15 protein-coding genes and 1 pseudogene are annotated in these 21,388 nt (G+C 64.2%); 10 read left to right on the forward strand and 6 right to left on the reverse strand.

What is annotated here, in order from left to right; genetic code table 11:
• The 9 genes from J3P81_RS00520 to tagQ all read left to right on the forward strand — a co-directional run bounded on the left by J3P81_RS00520 (position 1) and on the right by tagQ (position 13,902).
• On the forward strand, positions 1-1,305 hold the full coding sequence (locus tag J3P81_RS00520) for a DotU family type VI secretion system protein (protein ID WP_434561605.1): 1,305 nt from the start codon (positions 1-3) through the stop codon (positions 1,303-1,305).
• Positions 1,302-4,802, forward strand: coding sequence for a type VI secretion system membrane subunit TssM (gene tssM, locus J3P81_RS00525; protein ID WP_434561607.1), 3,501 nt, complete (start codon positions 1,302-1,304; stop codon positions 4,800-4,802). Before J3P81_RS00520 ends, tssM begins: the two co-directional genes overlap by 4 nt.
• Positions 4,799-5,452, forward strand: coding sequence for a type VI secretion system-associated protein TagF (gene tagF / locus J3P81_RS00530; protein ID WP_420767142.1), 654 nt, complete (start codon positions 4,799-4,801; stop codon positions 5,450-5,452). The genes tssM and tagF overlap by 4 nt, the downstream gene beginning before the upstream one ends.
• The gene (locus J3P81_RS00535; RefSeq protein ID WP_434561609.1) at positions 5,453-6,184 is read left to right on the forward strand and encodes a PP2C family protein-serine/threonine phosphatase; all 732 of its coding nucleotides are present in this window, start codon (positions 5,453-5,455) and stop codon (positions 6,182-6,184) included.
• Positions 6,181-9,243 carry a serine/threonine-protein kinase gene (locus J3P81_RS00540; protein ID WP_434561611.1) on the forward strand — a complete coding sequence of 1,021 codons (3,063 nt, stop codon included), beginning with the start codon at positions 6,181-6,183 and terminating at the stop codon, positions 9,241-9,243. Before J3P81_RS00535 ends, J3P81_RS00540 begins: the two co-directional genes overlap by 4 nt.
• Positions 9,243-9,959: an ABC transporter ATP-binding protein gene (locus tag J3P81_RS00545; RefSeq protein WP_434564174.1), complete on the forward strand. Its 717-nt coding sequence runs from the start codon at positions 9,243-9,245 to the stop codon at positions 9,957-9,959. Before J3P81_RS00540 ends, J3P81_RS00545 begins: the two co-directional genes overlap by 1 nt.
• The gene (locus tag J3P81_RS00550; protein ID WP_434561613.1) at positions 9,959-11,155 is read left to right on the forward strand and encodes an ABC transporter permease; all 1,197 of its coding nucleotides are present in this window, start codon (positions 9,959-9,961) and stop codon (positions 11,153-11,155) included. The genes J3P81_RS00545 and J3P81_RS00550 overlap by 1 nt, the downstream gene beginning before the upstream one ends.
• A complete protein-coding gene (locus J3P81_RS00555; protein WP_434561615.1) occupies positions 11,148-12,875 on the forward strand; it encodes a formylglycine-generating enzyme family protein in 1,728 nt (575 codons plus the stop codon). Before J3P81_RS00550 ends, J3P81_RS00555 begins: the two co-directional genes overlap by 8 nt.
• An 85-nt stretch (positions 12,876-12,960) precedes the next feature.
• Positions 12,961-13,902: a type VI secretion system-associated lipoprotein TagQ gene (gene tagQ, locus J3P81_RS00560; protein ID WP_420767147.1), complete on the forward strand. Its 942-nt coding sequence runs from the start codon at positions 12,961-12,963 to the stop codon at positions 13,900-13,902.
• A 607-nt stretch (positions 13,903-14,509) separates the two neighbouring features.
• Here the strand turns inward: tagQ and J3P81_RS00565 are convergent.
• Positions 14,510-14,665 (reverse strand): annotated as a pseudogene (locus J3P81_RS00565) (DUF6124 family protein); the annotation flags it as partial.
• Between the two features lie 240 nt (positions 14,666-14,905).
• Here J3P81_RS00565 and J3P81_RS00570 point away from each other — a divergent pair.
• Positions 14,906-15,286, forward strand: a complete 381-nt coding sequence (locus tag J3P81_RS00570) for a helicase (RefSeq protein WP_434561617.1) — start codon at positions 14,906-14,908, stop codon at positions 15,284-15,286.
• A gap of 163 nt (positions 15,287-15,449) precedes the next feature.
• On the opposite strand, the gene J3P81_RS00575 is transcribed toward J3P81_RS00570, so the two are convergent.
• From J3P81_RS00575 to exbD, 5 genes are all read right to left on the reverse strand, one after another.
• Positions 15,450-16,847, reverse strand: a complete 1,398-nt coding sequence (locus J3P81_RS00575; RefSeq protein ID WP_420767150.1) for an aminoacyl-tRNA deacylase and HDOD domain-containing protein — start codon at positions 16,845-16,847, stop codon at positions 15,450-15,452.
• A gap of 78 nt (positions 16,848-16,925) precedes the next feature.
• Entirely contained in the window at positions 16,926-19,001 is a 2,076-nt protein-coding gene (recG, locus tag J3P81_RS00580; protein ID WP_420767151.1) for an ATP-dependent DNA helicase RecG, read from the reverse strand.
• A gap of 9 nt (positions 19,002-19,010) precedes the next feature.
• Positions 19,011-19,931, reverse strand: a complete 921-nt coding sequence (locus J3P81_RS00585; RefSeq protein WP_039593629.1) for a hydrogen peroxide-inducible genes activator — start codon at positions 19,929-19,931, stop codon at positions 19,011-19,013.
• Positions 19,932-20,206: 275 nt separating this feature from the next.
• Positions 20,207-20,962 carry an energy transducer TonB family protein gene (locus tag J3P81_RS00590; protein WP_434561619.1) on the reverse strand — a complete coding sequence of 252 codons (756 nt, stop codon included), beginning with the start codon at positions 20,960-20,962 and terminating at the stop codon, positions 20,207-20,209.
• Positions 20,959-21,387: a TonB system transport protein ExbD gene (exbD, locus tag J3P81_RS00595; protein ID WP_030142181.1), complete on the reverse strand. Its 429-nt coding sequence runs from the start codon at positions 21,385-21,387 to the stop codon at positions 20,959-20,961. The genes J3P81_RS00590 and exbD overlap by 4 nt, the downstream gene beginning before the upstream one ends.
• Position 21,388: the final 1 nt, after the last annotated feature.

Here is a 21,388-nt window from a genome sequence, read left to right on the forward strand (position 1 = left end):
ATGAGCAACGACGATCGTACCCAGTTCATGCCGACGCCCGGTGGCCGCGGCGCGGATCCGTTCCGTCCGGACCCGGCACGCCAACAGCCGACGCCCGCGCCGTTGTCGATGCCGGCCGCGCCGGTCCTGACCGGCAAGGCCCAGGGCCTCAACCCGTTGGAAAGCGCCGCCGGCCCGTTGCTGGCCCTGCTGACGCGCTTGCGCAACACCATCGCCCACCCGGCGCCGGCCAGCTTGCGCGCGCAACTGTTGGCCTACCTGCGCCAGTTCGAAGAGCGCGCCGAGGCCGCCGGCGTGGTGCGCAACGACGTGTTGCTGGCCCGCTACGCCTTGTGTACCGCCCTGGATGAAGCGGTGTTGAGCACCCCATGGGGTGGCACCAGCGATTGGGGCAAGCAAAGCCTTTTGATCACCGTGCATAACGAAGCCTGGGGCGGCGAGAAGGTGTTCCAGTTGCTGGAGCACTGCCTGCAAAGCCCGCGCGAGCGCTTGTATCTGCTGGAGCTTTTGTACCTGTGCATGTGCCTCGGGTTCGAAGGCCGTTATCGGGTAATGAACGACGGGCGCAGTCAATTGGAGGCGTTGCGCGAGCGTACCGCGGGCGTCATTCGCAGCGCTCGTGGCGACTACGAGCGCGAGCTGTCGCCGCACTGGCGCGGTGTCACCGTGGCCCGTGATCGCCTGGCGCAATTCATGCCGCCGTGGATCGCCCTGGCCATCGGCGCGGCGCTGCTGCTGGCGCTGCTGTTCGGCCTGCGCATGAAGCTGGCCTCCGACGCCGAGCCGGTGTTCAAGAACATCCACTTCCTCGGTGAAATCCCGGTGCAGACCATCGACCGTCCCGTGGTCCAGCCCAAAGTGGTCGAGCGCCCACGCCTGGCCGGTTTCCTCGCCGATGAAATCCGCTCCGGCAAGGTGGCCGTGGAAGACGCCGTCGATCGCTCGGTGGTGACCATCCGTGGCGATGAACTGTTCGCCTCCGGCAGCGCCAGCATCAAAGACGATTTCCAACCGCTGATGCTGCGCATCGCTGACGCGGTGCGCAAGGTCAAGGGCCAGGTGCTGGTGACTGGCCACAGCGACAATCGCCCGATCGCCACCCTGAGATTCCCGTCCAACTGGGCCTTGTCCGAGGCGCGTGCCCGGTCGGTGCTGGACATTCTTTCGGCCAAGACCGGCCAACCCGAGCGCTTCAGTGCCGAGGGCCGCAGCGACACCGAGCCGCTGGCGTCCAACGCCACGACCGAGGGGCGCGCGCGCAATCGACGGGTTGAAATCACAGTGTTGGCGGAGGGGGTCGAGTGAAGGCGTTTTTCAGTTTCATGATCCGCTGGGTCATTCCATTGCTGGGCCTGATCGCCCTCAGCCTGATCATCTGGTTCGTTGGCCCGCTGCTCGATTGGCTGGTGCCTGAAGGCCGCCGCTGGGCGTTGATCATTCTGGTGTTCGCAGTGTGGATCGCCTACCGGGTGTTGCGCATTATCCAGGCTCGGCGCCAAGCCGCCGAAGTGATGCGCAGCCTGGCCGCGCAGACGCCGCCGGACCCCACCAGCATCGCCACCGCCGAGGAACTCGAAACCCTGCGCCAGCGCATGGACGAAGCCTTGGCGTTGCTCAAGAAAGCCAAGCTCGGCGGTGACGAGAGGCGCAACCTCTACGAGCTGCCGTGGTACGTGATCATCGGCCCGCCCGGTTCCGGCAAGACCACCGCGCTGGTCAACTCCGGCCTGCATTTCCCGTTGGCCGCGCAGCTCGGCGCCGGTGCGGTGCGCGGCGTCGGCGGTACGCGCAATTGCGACTGGTGGTTCACCGACCAGGCCGTGCTGCTCGACACCGCTGGCCGCTACACCACCCAGGACAGTGACGCGGCCGTCGACAAGGCAGCATGGCTGGGCTTCCTCGGCCTGCTGAAAAAACAACGGGCACGTCGCCCCATCGACGGCGCGTTCATCGCCATCAGCCTCTCGGACCTGCTGCTGGGCAGCGACGCCGAACGCGCCGCCCACGCCGCGGCGATTCGCTTGCGGATCCAGGAGTTGTACACCCAACTGGGCGTGCGTTTCCCGGTCTACCTCATGCTCACCAAGCTCGACCTGGTGCCAGGCTTCATGGAGTACTTCGATAGCCTCAGCAAGGAAGAACGCGCCCAGGTCTGGGGCATGACCTTCGCCCTGGACGATGGCAAGAGCAACGACAGTCCGTTGGCGCACCTGCAAAGCGAATTCACCCTGTTGGAACAGCGCCTGAACGACCGCTTGGTCGAGCGCTTGCAACAAGAGCGCGACCCGGCGCGGCGCGACCTGATCTACGGCTTCGCGCAGCAGTTCGGTGCGTTGAAGGATTGCCTGCAAAGCTTCCTTGACGGCGTGTTCAAACCCAACGCCTTTGAAGAGCGGGTATTGCTGCGCGGTGTGTACTTCACCAGCGGCACCCAGGAAGGCAGCCCGATCGATCGTTTGATCGGCTCCATGGCCCAGAGCATGAACCTGGACCGCCAGCACCTGGCGCGCCAGACCGGCACCGGACGCAGCTACTTCATCGAAAAACTGTTCAGCGCCGTGGCGTTTGCCGAGCGCGGGCTGGTGGGGGTGGACCCGAAAGTCGAGCGCCGGCGCAAGTGGATCGCTCGTGGCGTGCTCGCGTCAACCGTCGTGCTGGTGTTGGTGGTCAGCACGTTGTGGTGGGTCAGCTATCGCGCCAACCAGGCCTACATCGCCCAGGTCGACCAGAAGGTCGCGCCGCTGGGCCAGACCGTGCAGAACCTCAGCCCGGCCCAGCGCGACGTGCTTGCGGTGTTGCCGCTGCTCAACGCCGTGAAACACCTGGCCGACGACGCCCCCGATTGGGCTGAAGGTTTGGGCCTCTATCAGGGCGACATGCTGGAAGCCGAGTCCGGTAGCGTCTACCGCAAGCTGTTGATCGCGGTGTTCGCGCCACGCCTGCTGACGCGCATCGAAGAGCAACTGCACAGCGGCGGCAATTCGGACTTCCTCTACGAAGGCTTGAAGGCCTATCTGATGCTCGCCGATAACGAGCATTACGACGCCGACTTCATCAAGGCCTGGATCGCTTTGGATTGGGATCGCAGCTTGCCACGGGACTTGCCAGCCGAGCAGCGCCAAGCCCTGACCGGACATTTGCAGGCACTGTTCGAACGGCGTCCGCCGACCGCGCGCCTGGACCCACGGCTGATCGAAGACCTGCGCCGCCAGTTGCAACAGTTGCCGGTGGCCCAGCGCGTCTACGACCGCATCAAGCGCCAGAAGCTGCCAGAAGGCATTCCGGACTTCCGCATCAACGAAGCCGCCGGGCGTGACGCTGCGCTGGTGTTCAGCCGCAAGAGCGGCAAGCCGTTGGGCGAACCGTTGAGTGGGCTCTTCACGGTCAAAGGGTATCGCCAGGGCTTTTTGCTCAGCAGCCTGAGCCAGACTGGCACCTTGGCTGAAGAGCAATGGGTGCTGGGCCATGAAGAGGCCGACCAACAGAACGTCGCCAGCCTGGCCGCCGATGTGCGTCGCCTGTATTTCCAGGACTACGTGCGCCAATGGGACGCCTTGCTGGCCGACATCGACTTCGTGCCGATCACCAGCGTGGCCCAGGCCGCCGATGTGCTGCGGGTGATTTCCGGCCCGACCTCGCCGCTGAAAAAACTGCTAGTGGCAGTGGCAAAGGAAACCGACCTGCAACAGGATGAGCGCCTGCTGGCCGCCCAAGGCGCGCCGGTGGAGGGCAGCGTGGACAAGCTCAAGGAGCGCCTCGGCAGCCTGCTCGGCCAGGAACAGGCGACGTCAAACGCGCCGACGGCGAGCGATGATCCGATCACCGCGCATTTCGCCGAGCTCAACAGCATCGTCAACAAGAACGAAGGCGAACCGGCGGCCATCGACGGCCTGTTGTCCGACATGAACGCGCTGTACGTGCAAGTCAGCGCCATGGTCGGTGCCAGCGGCGATGCCTTGCTCGGCGAGGCCAAGAACCAGGCGTCGGCCGCCGCTACCCGGGTGAGCCTCAACGCCGAACGCCAGCCGCCACTTGTGCAGGGCTTGGTCAAGTCAGTGGTCAATTCCACCACCAACACCATGATGGGCGGGGTGCGCAATCAACTGAACGCGGCCTGGACCAGCGAAGTGGTGAACATCTACCGCCAGTCCCTGGCCGGACGTTACCCGATGTCGCCAGGCAGTGCGCGGGACGCCACCCTTGATGACTTCGGCCAGTTCTTCGGCGTCGGCGGGGTGATGGACAACTACTTCCGCAAGTACCTGCAACCGTACGTGGATACCTCGACGCAAACCTGGCGCTGGCAGCCGGGCGCGGCGCAGAAGCTCGGGATTTCTCCTGGCGTGTTGCAGACCTTCCAGCGCGCGGCGACCATCCGCGATGCGTTTTTCCGCTCCGGCGGCACCCAGCCGATGGTGCGCTTCGAGCTCAAGCCGGTGGCGATGGATTCGACCATCACCCAGTTCCTGCTCGACCTCGACGGTCAGCAGCTGAGCTACGACCACGGCCCGAGCCGCCCGACCGCGCTGCAGTGGCCGAACCCCGGCAGCATCGGCGTGGTGCGGATTTCGATCATGCCACCTTCCTCCAGCGGTCGTTCCGGTATCACCCTGGATGGGCCATGGGCCTGGTTCCGCCTGCTGGAACAATCGGACCTGACCGCCGGCAATTCGCCGGATCGCTTCAACCTGCGCCTGCGGGTCGATGGCGCAAGCGCCTCTTATGAGCTGCGGGCCAACAGTGCTTTCAACCCGTTCAAGAGCCGCGTGCTCAGCGGCTTCAGCCTGCCGGAGCGTCTATGAGTACGCCGGGCTTCTATGGAAAGTTGGCCAGCCGCGGGGATTTCGTCAGCCGAGGCTTGCCCCAGAGTTTTATCAAACCGTGGGACTCCTGGCTGGCGGCGGGTTTGCTCGCCAGCCAGAGCAGCCTCGGCGAGCGTTGGTTGGACGCCTATCTGGTCAGCCCGCTATGGCGCTTCATGGTCGCGCCCGGCGTGTGCGGCCCGGACGCTGCCGTCGGGGTGGTGATGCCCAGCATCGACCGGGTCGGGCGCTATTTCCCGCTGACCGTCGCGGTATTGATGGACGCGGAGGCGGACCCAGCCTCGGTGGTCGGTGGCGCGGACGACTGGTTCGAGCGAGTGGAGAACCTGTTGCTGAGCACATTGAGCGTGGAAGCCAGTTTCGAAGCGTTCAGCGAAGAGCTTGAAACCCTTGGCAGCCCAATGTGCCTGCCGCGCACCTTGAGCAGTCGCTTCGCCAGCCTGCATCGTTTCGATGCCACCGATCCGCAGCGAAGGATGAGCGCCCTGGCCGAGTCGGCCTGTGAAGGCGCAAGCCTGTGGTGGGGCCTGGGTTCGGAGCGCATCGCGCCCGGTTTGATGCGCTGCCAGGGATTACCGGCGGCGGCTGATTTTGCGCAATTTTTGCTCGGCCAAGAAGGTGTTGTGTAGATGCGTCCAAGTGCCGGAAAAGCAATCAAGTCTGCAAGCAAGAGCCACGTCGGCATGGTCCGCCAGGTCAACGAAGATGCCTGCCTGGACATGCCTGAAAACGGCCTGTGGGTGGTCGCCGATGGCATGGGCGGGCACGCGGCGGGCGACTACGTCAGCAGCCTGATCATCGACAGCCTGCGCAGCATTGCCGTGGGCCGTTCCCTGGATGAATACATCGCGGCACTGCAAAGCGACCTGTTGCGGGTGAACGCCGCCGTGCGCGAAGAAACCGCCAACCGTGGCGTGACCATGATGGGCAGCACCGTGGTGGTACTGGCCGCCCGCGACCTGCGCGGCATGTGCCTGTGGGCCGGTGACAGCCGGTTGTATCGCCTGCGCGATGGCGTGCTCGAAAGCATTTCCCGGGACCACAGCTACGTCCAGGACTTGCAAGACAGCGGCCTGCTCAGCGAAGCCGAAGCCCGCGTGCATCCACGCGCCAACATCGTCACCCGCGCCATCGGCGTCGAGGCGCAACTGAACCTGGCGCTGGCCGAATTGCTGCTGGTGCCCGGCGACAGCTACCTACTGTGCAGCGACGGCCTGACCAAGACCGTCGAGGACGAGGAAATCCGTGAAGTATTGAGCCACGACGAGCCCGGCGAGATCGCCAGTAGCCTGGTGTCCCTGGGCCTGATGCGCGGCGCGCCGGACAACATCACCGTGGTCGTCGTGAAGGTGCCGTCATGAGCTTGACCCTTAACCTTGTCATCCCCGGTTACGACATCGACGGCGAGATCGGCGAAGGCGCGATGGCCAGCGTGTACCTGGCGACCCAGCGTTCGCTGGAGCGCAAGGTGGCATTGAAAGTCATGGCGGCAGCCCTGGCCGCCGACCCGACGTTCTGCGAGCGTTTCCTGCGCGAAGGCAAGACCCTGGCGCGCTTGTCCCACCCGCACACGGTCACCATCCATGACATCGGCAACGTCGGTGAGCTGTATTACATGGCGATGGAATACCTGCCCAACGGCACGCTCAAGGAACGCATCGCCGCGGGCCTGACGCCGGAGCAGGGCCTGACCTACATTCGCCAGATCGCCTCGGCCCTTGGGTATGCCCACGGCTTGGGGTTGGTCCACCGCGACGTGAAGCCGGCCAACATCCTCTTTCGCGCCGACGGCACGGCGGTGCTGTCGGACTTCGGCATCGCCAAATCCCTGGACGACCGCACCCAGTTCACCCAAGCCGGTTTCGCCGTTGGCACACCGAGCTACATGAGCCCGGAACAGGCCCGTGGGCAAGACATCGACGGTCGCGCCGACCTGTACGCCTTGGGCGTGGTGCTCTATGAAATCCTCGTCGGCAAGTTGCCGTACACCGGCAACGATGCACTGTCCACGGCCCTGGCGCACCTGACCGAGCCCTTGCCGGAACTGCCGGTGCACCATGGCCGTTACCAGGACGTGCTGCGCAAGTTGCTGGCGAAGGATCCGGCAGAGCGTTTCCCGGATGCGGCGGCGCTGCTGCGGGCGCTGGATAACTTGCCGGAGCAATCGTCGGAAGCGACGCTGATCCGGCCGTTGTCGTTTGAACTGCCGCTCGTGCCGCCTGCGGTGGATGACCTGGCGGGCTTGACGCCCATGTCCATCGACATTCCCAGCGGCCCGGCTTACTCGCCGCCACAACCCAAGCCTGTGCCACCGCCGCTCAAGCCAACAGCGCAATCCACGGTTTCGGAGCAACGCAAGGGTCCGGTGTTTGCCCTCGCGGCTGTTGCGGTGGCCGTGGCGTTGGCGCTGGGTGGCGCGGGTTATTGGTGGTTGTCTGGCAATGACGGCAAAGAGATGAAAACGCCGATTGCCAAGACGACCTCGGCCAAGCCCCCGGAAGTCACCCCGCCGAAAGCCCCTGACGTACCTGCGGTCAAGCCGCCCGTGGCGACCGATGCCGATGGCGGCCAGCGTCCGCTGCTGATGGCTGGCAAGAAGACCCTGTTCCAGCGCGTGCTCAGCAAACCGGGGGCCAAGTTGGCCGCCGAGCCTGGCGCTGCGCCGGGCAAGGCGTTGCCGGCGTTCTCCGTGCTGTACGTCTACCAGCGCAAGGACGTGGACGGCAGCGCCTGGGTGCGCGTCGGCGCCGCCACCGACGGGCGCAGCGACGGCTGGTTGCCCGCCGCTCAGGTCAGCGATTGGAAACAGAGCCTGGTGCTCAAGTTCACCGAGCGCTCCGGCCGTGCGCCGGTGATGTTCCTGCGTCAGCCCGGCGAAGTGGAAAAGCTACTGGCCAACCCGGCCGCCGCCAAAAACGCGTTGCTCAAAGCTCAGCAGAACCCCCAGGACGATCAGCAAGTGCTGGCTCTGGAGCCGGCCGCCAGCGCCGTGCCGCAGAATCAGTTCTATCTGCTGCCAATCTTCGATTCCCGCGAGAGCTTCGACGATAACGGACAGCCGGTGCAGTTGCTGAACGTGGCGTCCATCGACCCTGGCACCGCCCAAAAGGCTGCGACCAACACGCCGGTCACCGCCGCCAACGCCGACGCGTTCCGTACCGCCGTGGTGCTGGTGGTGGACACCACCGTGTCCATGCAGCCCTACATCGATCAGGTCCGTGACGTGGTGCATCAATTGCAGACTCGCATCGGCGAACGTGGCGAGCTTGATAGCGTCAGTTTCGGCATGGTGGGTTTTCGCAGCAGCATCAAGAAAACCCCAGGCCTGGAATACACCGCCAAGACCTTGATCACCTTGGAACAGGGCCGCGACCCGCAACGCTTCCTGGAGATGGCGCGGCAGGTCAAGGCATCTACCGTGTCGAGCCATTCGTTTAATGAAGATGCGTTTGCCGGTGTCATGGAGGCGGTGGAAGGGATGGACTGGTCCGGCTACGGCGGCCGGCTGATCCTGCTCGTCACCGACGCCGGTGCGCTGCGCAAGAACGACCCATTTGCCGCCACGCAAATGAACGAGGCCGAAGTGCGCCAGGCGGCGTTGGGCAAGCAAATCAAGATATACGCCCTGCACCTGCTCAGCGACGCCGGCAAGAAAACCCACGCCGGCGCACAGTCCCAATACCGCACACTGACTGCCGACGCCAACCCGCAAATCGGTGACCTGTACATTGCGGTGCCGGGTGCCGACGTACGTAAGTTCGGTGATCGGGTCGACGAAATCGGCTCGGTGTTCGCCGACCTCGTCCACCAGGTGCGCAGCAACAAGCCGCAAAGCGTGCCGCTGCTCAGCGCCGCGCCGAGCCTGGCCGACAAATCGGCAGCGGTCGGCTACGCGATGCACATGGACTTCCTGGGGCGCAAAGCCGCCAGCCAGGCGCCGCAATTGGTCAGCGCCTGGACCGCCGACCGCGACCTGACCAACCCGGCGCTGCCGGCATTCCAGGTCTGCGTGATGCTGACCAAGCTGCAACTCAACGACCTGCAGCAATCGCTGAAACTCATCGTCGACGCGGCCCGCAAAACCCAGAGCTCGCCCAAGGATTTCTTCCAGGAAATCGCCAGCGCCAGCGCCTATATGAGCCGCGACCCATCGGCCCTGCGCAAAGGGGGCAACCTCGCCACGGGTGGGATTCTCGGCGAGTACCTGGAAGGGCTGCCGTACCGCAGCAAATCGCTGAACATGACCCAGGATTTGTGGCTGTCGTTGAGCGTGGCCGAGCAGGAGGATTTCATCGACGAGCTGGAATCAAAGATCCGCCTCTACGAAACCTTCCACAACGACCTCGCCAATTGGGTGCGCTTCGGCGATGCCGAGCCGGGCGACGCCTTGTACCGCGTTCCGTTGTCGACGCTGCCGTGATGCTGAACCTGAGCGCAGTGCACAAGAGCCGGGGCGCCGGTGGCCAACGCTACAGCCTGGTGATTCCAAGGCTGCAACTGCGCGCCGGTGAACAACTGGCGGTGGTCGGTCCCAGCGGCTGCGGCAAGAGCACCTTGCTGGACTTGCTGGCGCTGGTGCTGGCGCCGGATCAGGCGGGGCAGTTCGACTTCACGCCGGCCAACGCGCCGCTGGACATCGCCAAACTGTGGCGCACGTCGCAACAAGGCACCTTGGCTGAGTTGCGCAGCCGCCACCTGGGCTATGTTCTGCAAACCGGTGGCCTGCTGGGCTTCCTGGACGTACGCGGCAACATCGCGTTGTCGCGCAAACTGCTGGGCTTGAAGGATGACGGCAGCGTGAAGCGCCTGGCCGGACAATTGGACATTGCCGATCAACTGGACAAGAAACCCGCGGATCTTTCCGTCGGCCAGCGCCAGCGGGTCAGTTGCGCCCGCGCCTTGGCCCATGGCCCGCGCCTGCTGCTGGCCGACGAACCGACCGCCGCCCTCGACCCGCTGAACGCCGAGCGCGTCATGCAGTTGTTGGTCACCCAGGCCCGCGAGCAGGGTGTCTGCTGTGTGGTCGCCACCCATGACGAGGCGCTGGCCCGCGCCAGCGGCTTGCAACTGCGACGCATCAGTTGCCGCCGCGATGCCGACGGCGGCGTCACCGCTACGCTCGGGGAGGCCTGCTGATGCGCGGCGCGCTGGTGGCTTCCCTGGCCTGGCAGGATTACCGCAACGACGCTTGGCTGTCGGCGTGTTCGGTGCTGGCGTTGGTGGCCGTGGTGGCGCCGTTGCTGGTGCTGTTCGGCCTGAAGTTCGGCCTGGTCAGCAGCCTGACCGAACGTTTGCAGAACGACCCGGCTACCCGGGAAATCATCCCGTTGGGCGGTGGCCGTTTCAGTGCCGCCTTCGTCGAGCAATTGGGACAGCGCAGCGACGTCGCCTTCGCCTTGCCGCGCACCCGACAGATCGCGGCCACGGCGGATCTGAGCAGCGAGGCTGCCGCCGTCACGGTCGAGATGATTCCCACGGCCGCTGGCGACCCTTTGTTCGATCGCCTGCCGGTACCGCAGGGCTTGGATCAAGTGGTGCTCAGCCAGACCGCCGCCGAGAAACTCGGCGCCAAGGCCGGTGATTGGTTGCAGGCCGGTTTCGGCCGGCAAGTGGCCGGTCGCAGCGAGGCGCAGCGCACTCGCGTGCAGGTGATGCATGTGCTGCCACTGGAAGCCTTCGCCCGGGACGGCCTGTTTGCCCCGCTGGCGTTGCTGGAGGCCGCCGAGGATTACCGCGACGGCCGTGCCGTGCCCGCGTTCGGCTGGCCGGGCGATGCAGTGGGCGAGGTTGGGCAGCGGGTCTATCCGGCGTTCCGCCTGTACGCGCGCAACCTTGGTGATGTCGAGCCGCTGCGCCAGTACTTCGCCGGGCAGAACCTGTTGGTGTCGACCCAGGCCCAGACCATCGCACAGGTGCAATCGTTGAGCCGCAACCTGTCGATCGTGTTCTGGATCATCGCCGGGTTGGCGTTGGCCGGCGCGTTCGCAGCGATTTTTGCCGGGGCCCTGGCAGCGGTGGAGCGCAAGCGTCGGGAGCTGTCGGTGCTGCGCCTGCTGGGCGTGTCCACGGCGGCGCTGTTGTTGTTCGTGGTGTTGCAGGCGCTCTACAGCGCCACGTTTGCGGCCCTGCTGAGCGCCGGGTTGTATGGCCTGGCGCAGTCGGGGCTCAATTATTTATTTGCGCAGATGCCCGGCGAGTACGCCAGTCATCTGCTGGTGCGTCATTACACCTTGGCCCTGGTGGCCGTGCTCGGCATCAGCGCCGTCGCGGCGGCGTGTGGCGGCTGGCGGGTGGCGCGCATCCAGGCATGTGAAGGAATTCGCGATGTATAAGTTATTGGGCGCCGCCGTGGCGCTGAGCCTGGCCGGACTGGTCTGTGCCGATGAAGGCACAGACAAGCTGGACAACCCCAAGCCGTTGCCCGACGACGTCAGCCTGCCGCTGCCGTGTGAAGGGCAAATGGTGTTTCGCTACGTCTACATTCTTGCCCAAGGGACCCTGGACGACCGCGAGATCAGCCTCGGCTACCCATTCAGCGAAGGCGAGGCCGGCTACCAGCAGTCGTTCATTTCCGGCTACCGGCGTGACTTCATCAATGGTCAGTTCACCCTCAAGGATTTGCCCAAGGACTGGAACAAGACCATCACGCCGTTGATGCCCAAGACCGACGCCAAGACGCCGCTCAAGCCGATGCTGTACTTCATCGGCAAATACGAAGTCACCGCTCGCCAGTACGCTCAGGTCATGGCCCAGGCGCAATCCCTGGCCAGCGGCGAGCCGGCGCCGGCCTGCGAAGCCTTGCAAGCCGAGTTGCCCCAGGGTATGGCCGGGCGCTTGCCGAAGGTGAAACTGTCGAAATTCGAGGCCGAGCGCTTTGCGGCGGTGTACAGCGCCTGGCTGATGAAATACCACAAGGACCTGCTGCCAGTGAGCGGTCGCGGCGCATCCGCCGAAGACGGCGGCCTGGGCTTCGTGCGTCTGCCCACCGAAGTGGAGTGGGAATTCGCCGCCCGAGGTGGGCAAGCTGTGAGCCGTCAGGACCTGGAAGGGCGCTTGTTCCCCCGGCGCCTTGAAGGCAGTGAAAGCGACGGGCCGCTGGCCGATTGGGCAGTGTTCAACCAAGTCGCCGGCGGCACGGGCCAAGCGGCGCGTTTGATGCCCATCGGCACCAAGTTGCCGAACCCCATCGGCCTGTTCGACGTGGTGGGCAACGCCGCCGAAATGGTCCAGGAATCATTCCAACTGGTGCACGCCGGTCGCCGTCAGGGCGCCTATGGCGGCTTCGTGGTCAAGGGCGGCAACTACCTGGAAGGCGAGGGCACGTTGTTCACCGGCATGCGCCGCGAGTACCCGTTGTTCGCCGCGGACGGCACCGAGCAAAACAACGAAACCACCGGTTTCCGCGTGGCTGTCGGCGCGTTGTCGGCGCCGCGTTCGCGCTACAAGGAACTGTTCGCCCAGTGGCAGAAAGAGGGCCGGCTCGCGTCCCTGACCGACGCCATCGACGACGCCGAAGACCCGACCAAGCGTCTGGACAGCATCATTGCCGCCAGCGCCGACCCGCGCCTTCAAGCGGAGTTGGGCCTGGTCAACGAAGAGCTCAAGCGCAACGTCTCGCTCATCGCCCAACAGCGCGAGGAAGCGGCGGGCAACCTGATCCAGTCTTCGGCCCTGGTGGCCGAGACCATCAACAACTACAACATTCGCCTGACCAACCTGCAGAACAGTCGGCAGGCGGCCCTGGATGCCAAGGACGACGCCAGCGCCACGCTGTTTGCCACGGCCATTGAAAATGGTCGCAGTGCGCTGGACGGCGCGGTGGCGATCTACATCGACAACCTGGCGACCGGCACGCGCTACACCGATGCCGTGATCCAGGCGCAATTCCAGCGCATCAAGGAAGAGCTTGAGCGCAAACCGGTACTGGGCAAGAGCCTGGTGGCGCGTGCAACGTTATTCGTTCGCCATGTCGGGGATTATCGTCAGCAGAAACGAGCCGACCCGGCGGCGATATTGAAGCAATTGCTCGCATCGAGCGCTCAGCGGTCTTGAGTGTTCGTTGTCAGCGAGCTTGGAAGGGACTCAGGCGGCGATGGGGCCGTGCTGAGCTGGTCAAAACTTAAACGAGAACACAACTATGCTTTTCTCCCGTAAACCTTTTGCTTCGGTTTCCAAGCGTCATTTGCTGATGGTTGCTGTGGGCTTCAGCACCGTACTGACTGGCTGCGCTTCGTCGCCGACGTCCAAGGTCGCTTCGAGCACCAAGGTCGAGTACTACCCCAACTGCTACGAGCCGGTACAGCACCTGCGCTCCACCGAAGGGAACATGACCAAGTCGGTCGTCACCGGCGCAGCCGTCGGTGCCGTCGGTGGTGCGCTGCTGGGCGCCTTGACCGCCGACAAGGAAGACCGTGGCCGTAACGCCGCCATCGGTGCCGCGGGCGGCGCCTTGGCCGGTGGCGCTACCGGTTACTACACCGAGCGCCAGAAGCAGATCGCCGATGACAACATGCGCATCGCCTCCTACGCCGCCGACGTCAGCAAGAGCGCTTCGGACATCGACCGCAGCACCGCCTACGCCAAGGCGTCGCAACAGTGCTACCAGAACGCGTTCAGCAAACTGGTCGCCGACCGCAAGGCCAAGACCGTCAACGACACCGAAGGCCGCAAGCGCCTGGCGGAAATCGTTGCCGGCCTGAAAGAATCCAATGACCTGATCGTCGCGGTGAACGGCAAGGCTTCCGAAGACCTGAACAACTACACCCAGGCCTACGAGAAGGACCTGCAGCAAGTGGGTGTGCAGCGTACTGACGTGGTGACCGTGGCCACTGCTGACACCACGCAGGTTGTGGCGGCGCAGACCAGCACCAAGACCAAGAAGAAAGTGACGCCGGCGAAGAAGAAAGAACTGCCAGCCGTGCCGAAAGAAGCGGTCGCTACCGAGAAGACCCTGCAGACCGCCAAGGCCAAGCAGGATGAAAGCAAACAGGTTGCCAGCGCGGGTACTACGCAGGTGAACAGCATGTGCAAAAACCCGGACCTGGGCGACTGGGCTCCGGTGCCTTGCCCGAATGTTTGATTGATGGCGGCTGATCACTTCCCTTGAGTGATCACCGCTGCAAAGCTGTGGGAGCGAGCAGGCTTGCTCCCACAGTTGTTCTGGGTGCATATCCGTTGCTGCGGTAACGGCTGCTTAGGGTTTCGCCCTTACGGCGACTCACTTTTTTTTCAGACGCCAAAAAAAGTGAGCAAAAAAGGCTTGGCCTCACCACTCGGTGCCTCGCCTAGGCTCGGCATGCCCTCACTCCGGCATTGCTCCGTGGGCCCGCCGCGAAGGGTCATCCATGACCCAGCGCGGCTAACCCGGCATCCATGCCGGGTTGCCCACTCCACAATGCCTGCGTTCGGCCATCGTGGTTAACGGGGCCTGACAGATCAAAAGCCGAACCGAGGCGGCCTTGAAGCCGACCTGGCTCTCGGTGGGACCGCGTTTCCCCTGTGGGAGCGAGCTTGCTCGCGAAGGCGGCCGTTCAGCTTGCATCGATAGCGACTGATCGACCGCTTTCGCGAGCAAGCTCGCTCCCACATTTGTTTTGTGGTGACTGAAATATTTGCGACAACCCCGATCCCTTGTGGGAGCGAGCCTGCTCGCGAAGGCGTCGGTTCAGCTTGCCACTATGTCCGTCCTATCCCTTGGCTGCAGACGCCGCCACCCCCTTCGTCTCCAAATGATCCAGCGCGCGCTCAACCAACAACTGAACCCCATCAGCCATTCGACTGATCGCCAGGGCTACACAGCGGCGGGATTCGTCGATGTCGTCGGCCAGGTCTGCGGCGATTTTTGCGGTGACGAATAGAGGTTAGCCGCGCTCGGTTGCCCTGCCTAGTTCATGAACAGCCCGGCGTTTTGAAGGAAATCTCCGACGAGTCTGAAGGCCATGGAATGCCGCTTCTAAACATGACTTGGCAGTCATCATGCGCAAAAGATAGCCGATCTTCCTTAAACCGGATTCGATGATGGCGTTCCGCTGGAGAATCGCTAAACTGCGCCAGCCGTTCTTTTTTCTCACGAGGCTGTGCCAATGAAATTTCGTTTCTTGCTGTGGGTGCTGGGGTGGTTGATGGGCAAGGCCAGCCGCACCAATCCGGCCTTCCAGCAGCAACTGGGCGACAAGGCGCTGGTGTTCCAGCTGCAAACTCTCGACGGCAAGGTTGCCCGGCACTTCACCGTAAAAAACCAGCGCATCACCAGCCAGTCGGGTGTTTATGCAACGCCGGCCTTCGCCATCGCCTTCAAGGACGCAGGCTATGGCTTCGCCACGATGCAGGCGAAGAACAAGCAACTGGCGTTCATGACCGGGATCCAGGACAAGTCGATCCAGATCAAGGGTAATCCGGCGCTGGTGATCTGGTTTCAGGGGTTGATGAAGTACTTGAAGCCGAGGAAGGCCAAGAAGGCTTAGTCAAGAACCCCCGTGGCGAGGGAGCTTGCTCCCGCTGGGCTGCGAAGCGGCCCCAAAAAGGTTGATGCGATATTCCAGGCAGACCGCGTCGGCAGGTTTTACGACTGCTGCGCAGCCGAGCGGGAGCAAGCTCCCTCGCCACAACAGCCCTCTGCCGCTGCAATCAATGGCTGAACTGCGAAGCCAATTCCCGCAGTAGCACCTCGGCTTCAAGCACCTTGCTCACCACATCATTGGCCTTTTCCCGAGTCAGCCCAACGCGTTCGAGCAGGGCATCGGGGATGTCCTCATCCGGTCCGGAGCCGATGCTGCGTGAGCGCAGCAGGCGTACGGCCAGGCACACCAGGTTCGGGTAGGCGGCGTATTCGCCGTCGTAGTGGGGATCGTGCTGGAAGCGCAGGGCGGTGGCCAGTTCGTCGGGCATGTCCCAGTAGCGCATCAGCCAGGCGCCGATCTGCTCGCGGCTGATGCCCAGCAGGTGTTGCTCCACATAGCTGTGGCACAGGTGCGGGTTGACTTCCAGGTGCCGGCAGATCAAGGAGAAATGCGGCGGGAAGACGTGGGCCAGCAGCAGGTAGCCAAAGTTGTGCAACAAGCCCGACAGGTAGGTCAGGCCGCCCTCCGGGCGCTGGGCGCGGGGCATGGCGCGGGTCAGGCCTTCGATGACGGCGGCGGTGTAGATCGATTGCTGCCAGTACGGCGTGGTGTGTTGCGGGTGGTCCTTGGGCAGGCTCAGGGTCTTGCCCAGGGCCAGGCCCAGCGCCAGGTTGATCACCAGGTCGAAGCCCAGCACCCGGACGATGGCGTCTTCCACCGAGCGAATCTTGCCCGGCGATGCGTAATACGGCGATGCGGCCCAGCTCACCACTTGGGCGGCCAGTGCGGGGTCGGTTTCGACCACGCCGGTGATGTCGTCGATGGTGGCGTCAGGGTCGACCCGCAGCTTGATGATTTTTTGCGCGGTTTCGGCCAGCGGCGGGATCTCGATGGTCTCTTCCAGCCGTTGCTGGATACGCCGGGCGGTGAATGCCTGGACGGCTTGGGTGATTTCCTTGCGGTCGTCATCCGGGCGGTCCAGGTTCGGGGAGATATTGCCCAAGGGTTCGCCAAACGTCGCGGCGCTGGCCTTGGTGAGCATGGTCTTGAAGGCTTCGCTGGTGACTTCCAGCAGCAGCCCCGGCTCGCCTGAGTTGATCAGCAGCTTGGGCTCGCGCAGCAAGCCTTCTTCGTACAGGCATGGCGAGCTGGTCAGCGCGGGTAGGCCCGGCAGGAGGCTTAGGCTGTGCTTGCCCAGCATGCGCTCCAGGCGCTCGGTCGGCACCGCCGTGAGTTTGCGGCCAGTAAGTTCGGCCAGACGGTTGAGGTCCAGCAACTGATTTTGTGGAAACAGGACCATGAGCGCGCCGACGGCATCGTGCAGCAGCACGGCTTGCACTTTGCGAGCAGGATTCAGGCCCGGTCGCTCGATGATTTCGTCGAAGGCGATGCCCAGTTTTTCGAGCAATTGCCGAATAACAGACGGAGCGTGCGGGGTTACGGGGACGAGGGCAGCTTCGGTCATGGTCGGTGTCCGTATTCTACAAGTGGGTCAGTATAACCAGCTTGTCCAGAAGGCGCGTCCAGAAAACTGAGCGCGTGCTCACACTTGGCCGTATTGCTGCCCATGGCGCAGCCAGCGATCCAGCAGCGGGCTCACATGGTCGGGCCAGCGCTCCAGCAGCGCCTGGGCGGCGTCGCGAACCGCCGGGAGCAGGTCGGCGTCGCGCATCAGGTCGGCCACCTTGAATTGAAGCAGACCGGTCTGGCGCGTGCCGAGCATTTCGCCTGGGCCGCGCAGTTCGAGGTCTTTTTCGGCGATCACGAAACCGTCGTTGGTTTCGCGCATGATGCCCAAGCGCTGGCGACCGATCTGTGACAGCGGCGGGTGATACAGCAGCACGCAATGGCTGGCGGCACTGCCCCGGCCGACCCGGCCGCGCAGCTGGTGCAACTGCGCCAGGCCCAAGCGCTCGGGGTTTTCGATGATCATCAAGCTGGCGTTGGGAACATCGACGCCGACCTCGATCACGGTGGTGGCGACCAGCAGTTGCAGGACGCCGGCCTTGAACTCGGCCATGACCGCCGCTTTTTCGGCAGGCTTCATGCGGCCGTGGATCAGCCCGACTTTCAACTCGCCGAGGGCGGCGGTGAGGTCTTCAAAAGTAGTCTCGGCTGCCTGGCAGGTCAGCTCTTCCGACTCTTCGATCAGGGTGCACACCCAATAGGCTTGCCGGCCTTCGGCGCAGGCGCTGCGTACGCGCTCGATCACTTCGACCCGCCGCGTGTCGGTGACCAGCACGGTATTGACCGGCGTGCGACCGGGAGGCAGTTCGTCGAGGATCGAGGTGTCGAGGTCGGCGTAGGCGCTCATCGCCAGGGTCCGTGGGATCGGCGTCGCGGTCATGATCAACTGGTGCGGGCACATGCGCCCGCCTACGCCTTTCTGCCGCAGGGCCAGGCGCTGTTGGACGCCGAAGCGGTGTTGTTCGTCGATGATCACCAGGGCCAGGTTCTTGAACTGCACTTCGTCCTGGAACAGAGCGTGGGTGCCGACCACCATCGGCGCGCCCTCGGCGATTTGCGCGAGGGCGGCGGCGCGGTTCTTGCCCTTGAGCTTGCCGGCCAGCCAGGCGACTTCGATGCCCAGAGGTTCGAGCCAGCGCTGGAAGGTGATGAAATGTTGCTCGGCCAGGATCTCCGTGGGCGCCATCAAGGCCACTTGATAACCGGCTTCCAACGCTTGCAGCGCGGCGAGGGCGGCGACCACGGTCTTGCCGGCGCCGACGTCGCCCTGGATCAGCCGCAGCATCGGCTCTGGCTGGCTCAGGTCGTAGGCGATTTCGTTGCCGACCCGCTGCTGCGCGCCGGTGGGGGTGAAACCGAGATTGGCCAGGTAACGGGCCGGCAGCTTCGTCGCCTTGGGCATGGCCGGGGCGCGCAGCGAGCGCAGGCTTTCGCGCAGGCGTTGCTGGGACAGTTGATGGGTCAGCAGTTCTTCAAAGGCAAGGCGATGCTGGGCCCAGTGATGTCCGAGAGCGAGCTCTTCCACATCTGCATCGGCGGGCGGGTGATGCAGATAGCGAATCGCGTCGGCCAGTGGCGCGAGCTGATAGTCCCGGGCCAACTCCTTGGGCAGCCAATCCGGCAGGCTGGTGGGGCCGAGCATTGTCAGGGTCTGCTGGCAGAGTTGGCGCAGGCGCTGTTGGGTCAGGCCTTCGGTGAGCGGGTAGACCGGCGTCAGGGTTTCCGCGACGGGCGGCGGTTCGTCGCCGGTGATGGCGCGGTATTCCGGATGATAGATCTCCAGCCCCGAGGCTCCGGGCCGCGCCTCGCCGTAGCAGCGCACGCGGGTGCCACGCTTGAGGCCTTCCTTTTGCGCATTGCTGAAATGATAGAAACGCAGACTGAGCCCGCCGGTGCCGTCCTGCAGGCGCACCACCAGGCTACGACGCCGGCCCATGACCACGTCGGCGCCGCTGACGGTGCCTTCCACCACTGCATCCTGCCCAGGCCGCAAATGGCCGATGGGCACCACGCGGGTGCGATCCTGATAACGCAGCGGCAGGTGGAACAGCACGTCCTGGAGGGTTTCCAGGCCGACCTTGGCCAACTTTTCGGCCATGGCTTCACCGACACCCTTGAGTGCCGTGACCGGAACTTTCGACAGCTCAGTCATGGCAGCGGCTTACTTGGCGGCGGGCGGCTTGGCCACGGAACACAGGCGGATCGAGTCGGCGAGGATCTCGATGGCCTTGGGTCGCGGGAAGCTGGCGCGCCAGGCAATGGCAACGGTGCGGAACGGCACGGGCGCGGTCAATGGGCGGACTTCGATCACGCCGGGAGAGTAGTGGTGGCTGTCCACCGCCGACAGCGGCAGGATGGAAATGCCCAGGCCGGAAGCAACCATGTGGCGAATGGTTTCCAGAGAGCTGGATTCCACCGTGGTGTGCTTGGCACCTTCGCTGCCCTTGGTCAGCGTCGGGCAGGCTTCCAGCACCTGGTCGCGGAAGCAGTGGCCTTCGCCCAGCAACAACAGGCTCTTGTCGTTGAGCAGACCGGCGTCGATGGTTTTTTTCTGGGTCCAGGGGTGCTGGGCCGGCATCAGGACGTAGAACGGCTCGTCGTAGAGCGGCAGGGTCAGGACATCGGCTTCGTTGAACGGCAGGGCGATGATGATTGCGTCCAGCTCGCCGTTGCGCAGCTTGTCGCGCAGCACGTGGGTGAAGTTTTCTTCGATGTACAACGGCATCTGCGGGGCGACCCGGTGCAGTTGTGGAATCAGGTGCGGGAACAGGTACGGGCCGACGGTGTAGATCGCGCCGACTTTCAATGGGGCGGTCAGCTGGTTCTTGCCGGCCTGGGCCAGCTCGCGAATGCCCTGGGCCTGTTCCAGGACCTTTTGCGCCTGGGCCACGATGCCTTCACCGACCGGGGTCAGGCGCACCGCGCTTTTGCTGCGCTCGAAAATAAGCACACCGAGTTCGTCTTCAAGCTTTTTCACACCCACCGACAGTGTCGGCTGGCTGACATGGCAACGCTCGGCCGCATGGCCGAAATGCTGCTCTTGGGCGAGGGTCACGATGTAGCGTAATTCTGTGAGGGTCATGGCGAAACGTCCGTGAAGTTGCGAGCCAAGCATACCGGCTGCAATCGATAGACGCACGTTATCAGACTGGAGGCGCGCGGCGACACTGTCGAATGTCTGATGTGGCGAGGGGATTTATCCCCGTTGGGCTGCGAAGCGGCCCCAAAAACAGGATTGGCGACGGGAAAGCCGGGGGGCATGTCAGCTTTTTTTTTAGGGCCGCTACGCGCCCCAGCGGGGATAAATCCCCTCGCCACAAATAAGAAGCCCCTGAAACAGGGGCTTGCAATTAGAGGTCAGCGGCGGCGCTTGTCGATGGAGTACAGGAACGGCGCTGTCAGCTCGACCGTGCCGTTGGTCAGCAGGTCGGCCGGTGGCTTGGGCAGCGGTTGGGCGCGACGGATCATGTCCAGGGTGGCCCGGTCCAGATCGGCGTTGCCTGACTTGCCCACCAGTTCGAAGGACAACACGTTGCCTTCGGCATCCACCACGAACCGCAGGCGGTTCATGCCTTCCTTGCCGCGTGCCTGGGCGCTGGCCGGGTACTTCTTGTATTTGCCCAGGTGCGCCAGCAGTGTGCCTTGCCAGCTCGCCTTGGCCGCCATTTGCGCGGGCGACGGGCCTGGGGCCGGTTGTGCGGACTTTTCGGTCGGCGCCTGGGTGGGCTGAGTGTCGGCGGGCTTTTGCTCCGACGGCGTTTCCTTCGGCGGCTCCGGTTTTTTCTCCACCGGCTTGGGCTTGGGCGGCTGGGGCTTCGGCTTGGGCTTGACCGGCTTGGGCACGGCGATTTCCGCCTTCGGTGCTTCGGCCAGTTTTGGCAATGGCAGCTCTTCCACCGGCTCCGGAGGCGTCGGCGGTGTGACGACTTTCGGCGGTGCAGGCGGTGGCGGGGCAGGAACCGGCGCCAGCTCGACCATCATCGCCTGGGGCGGCAATTCGAGGGGCGGACGCGTCGTCCAGTTCAGCGCCAGCGCGATGGCAAGCGCGTGAACGCCCAGCACCACGGCGAGGCTACCGCTGTAACGCGTCAGTTTTTGGCGCGTCGTGATCATTTCTTCGGCGCCGTCTCGAGTCCGACCAGGCCGACCTTCAAGTAACCGGCGCCGCGCAGGGCGTCCATCACGCTCATCAGGTCGCCATAGTCCACGCCTTTGTCGGCCTGGAAGAAGATCGTCGTGTCTTTCTTGCCCTGGGTCTTGGCATCGAGGGTCGGGCCGAGGCTCTCGACCTTGATTTCCTCTTCGCCCAGGAACAGGCGCTGGTCCGCCTTGACGCTCAGGAACACCGGTTTCTCGGGCCGTGGCGACGGCTTGGCCGTGGACGCGGGAAGGTCAACCTTGATGTCCACGGTGGCGAGCGGGGCGGCCACCATGAAGATGATCAACAGCACCAGCATCACGTCGATGAACGGCGTGACGTTGATTTCGTGGTTCTCGGCCAGATCGTCGTCTGCGCCTTCTTTCAAATGCAGGCCCATG

The sequence above is a fragment of the Pseudomonas sp. R1-6 genome, from assembly GCF_051132115.1.
Lineage (GTDB): Bacteria > Pseudomonadota > Gammaproteobacteria > Pseudomonadales > Pseudomonadaceae > Aquipseudomonas.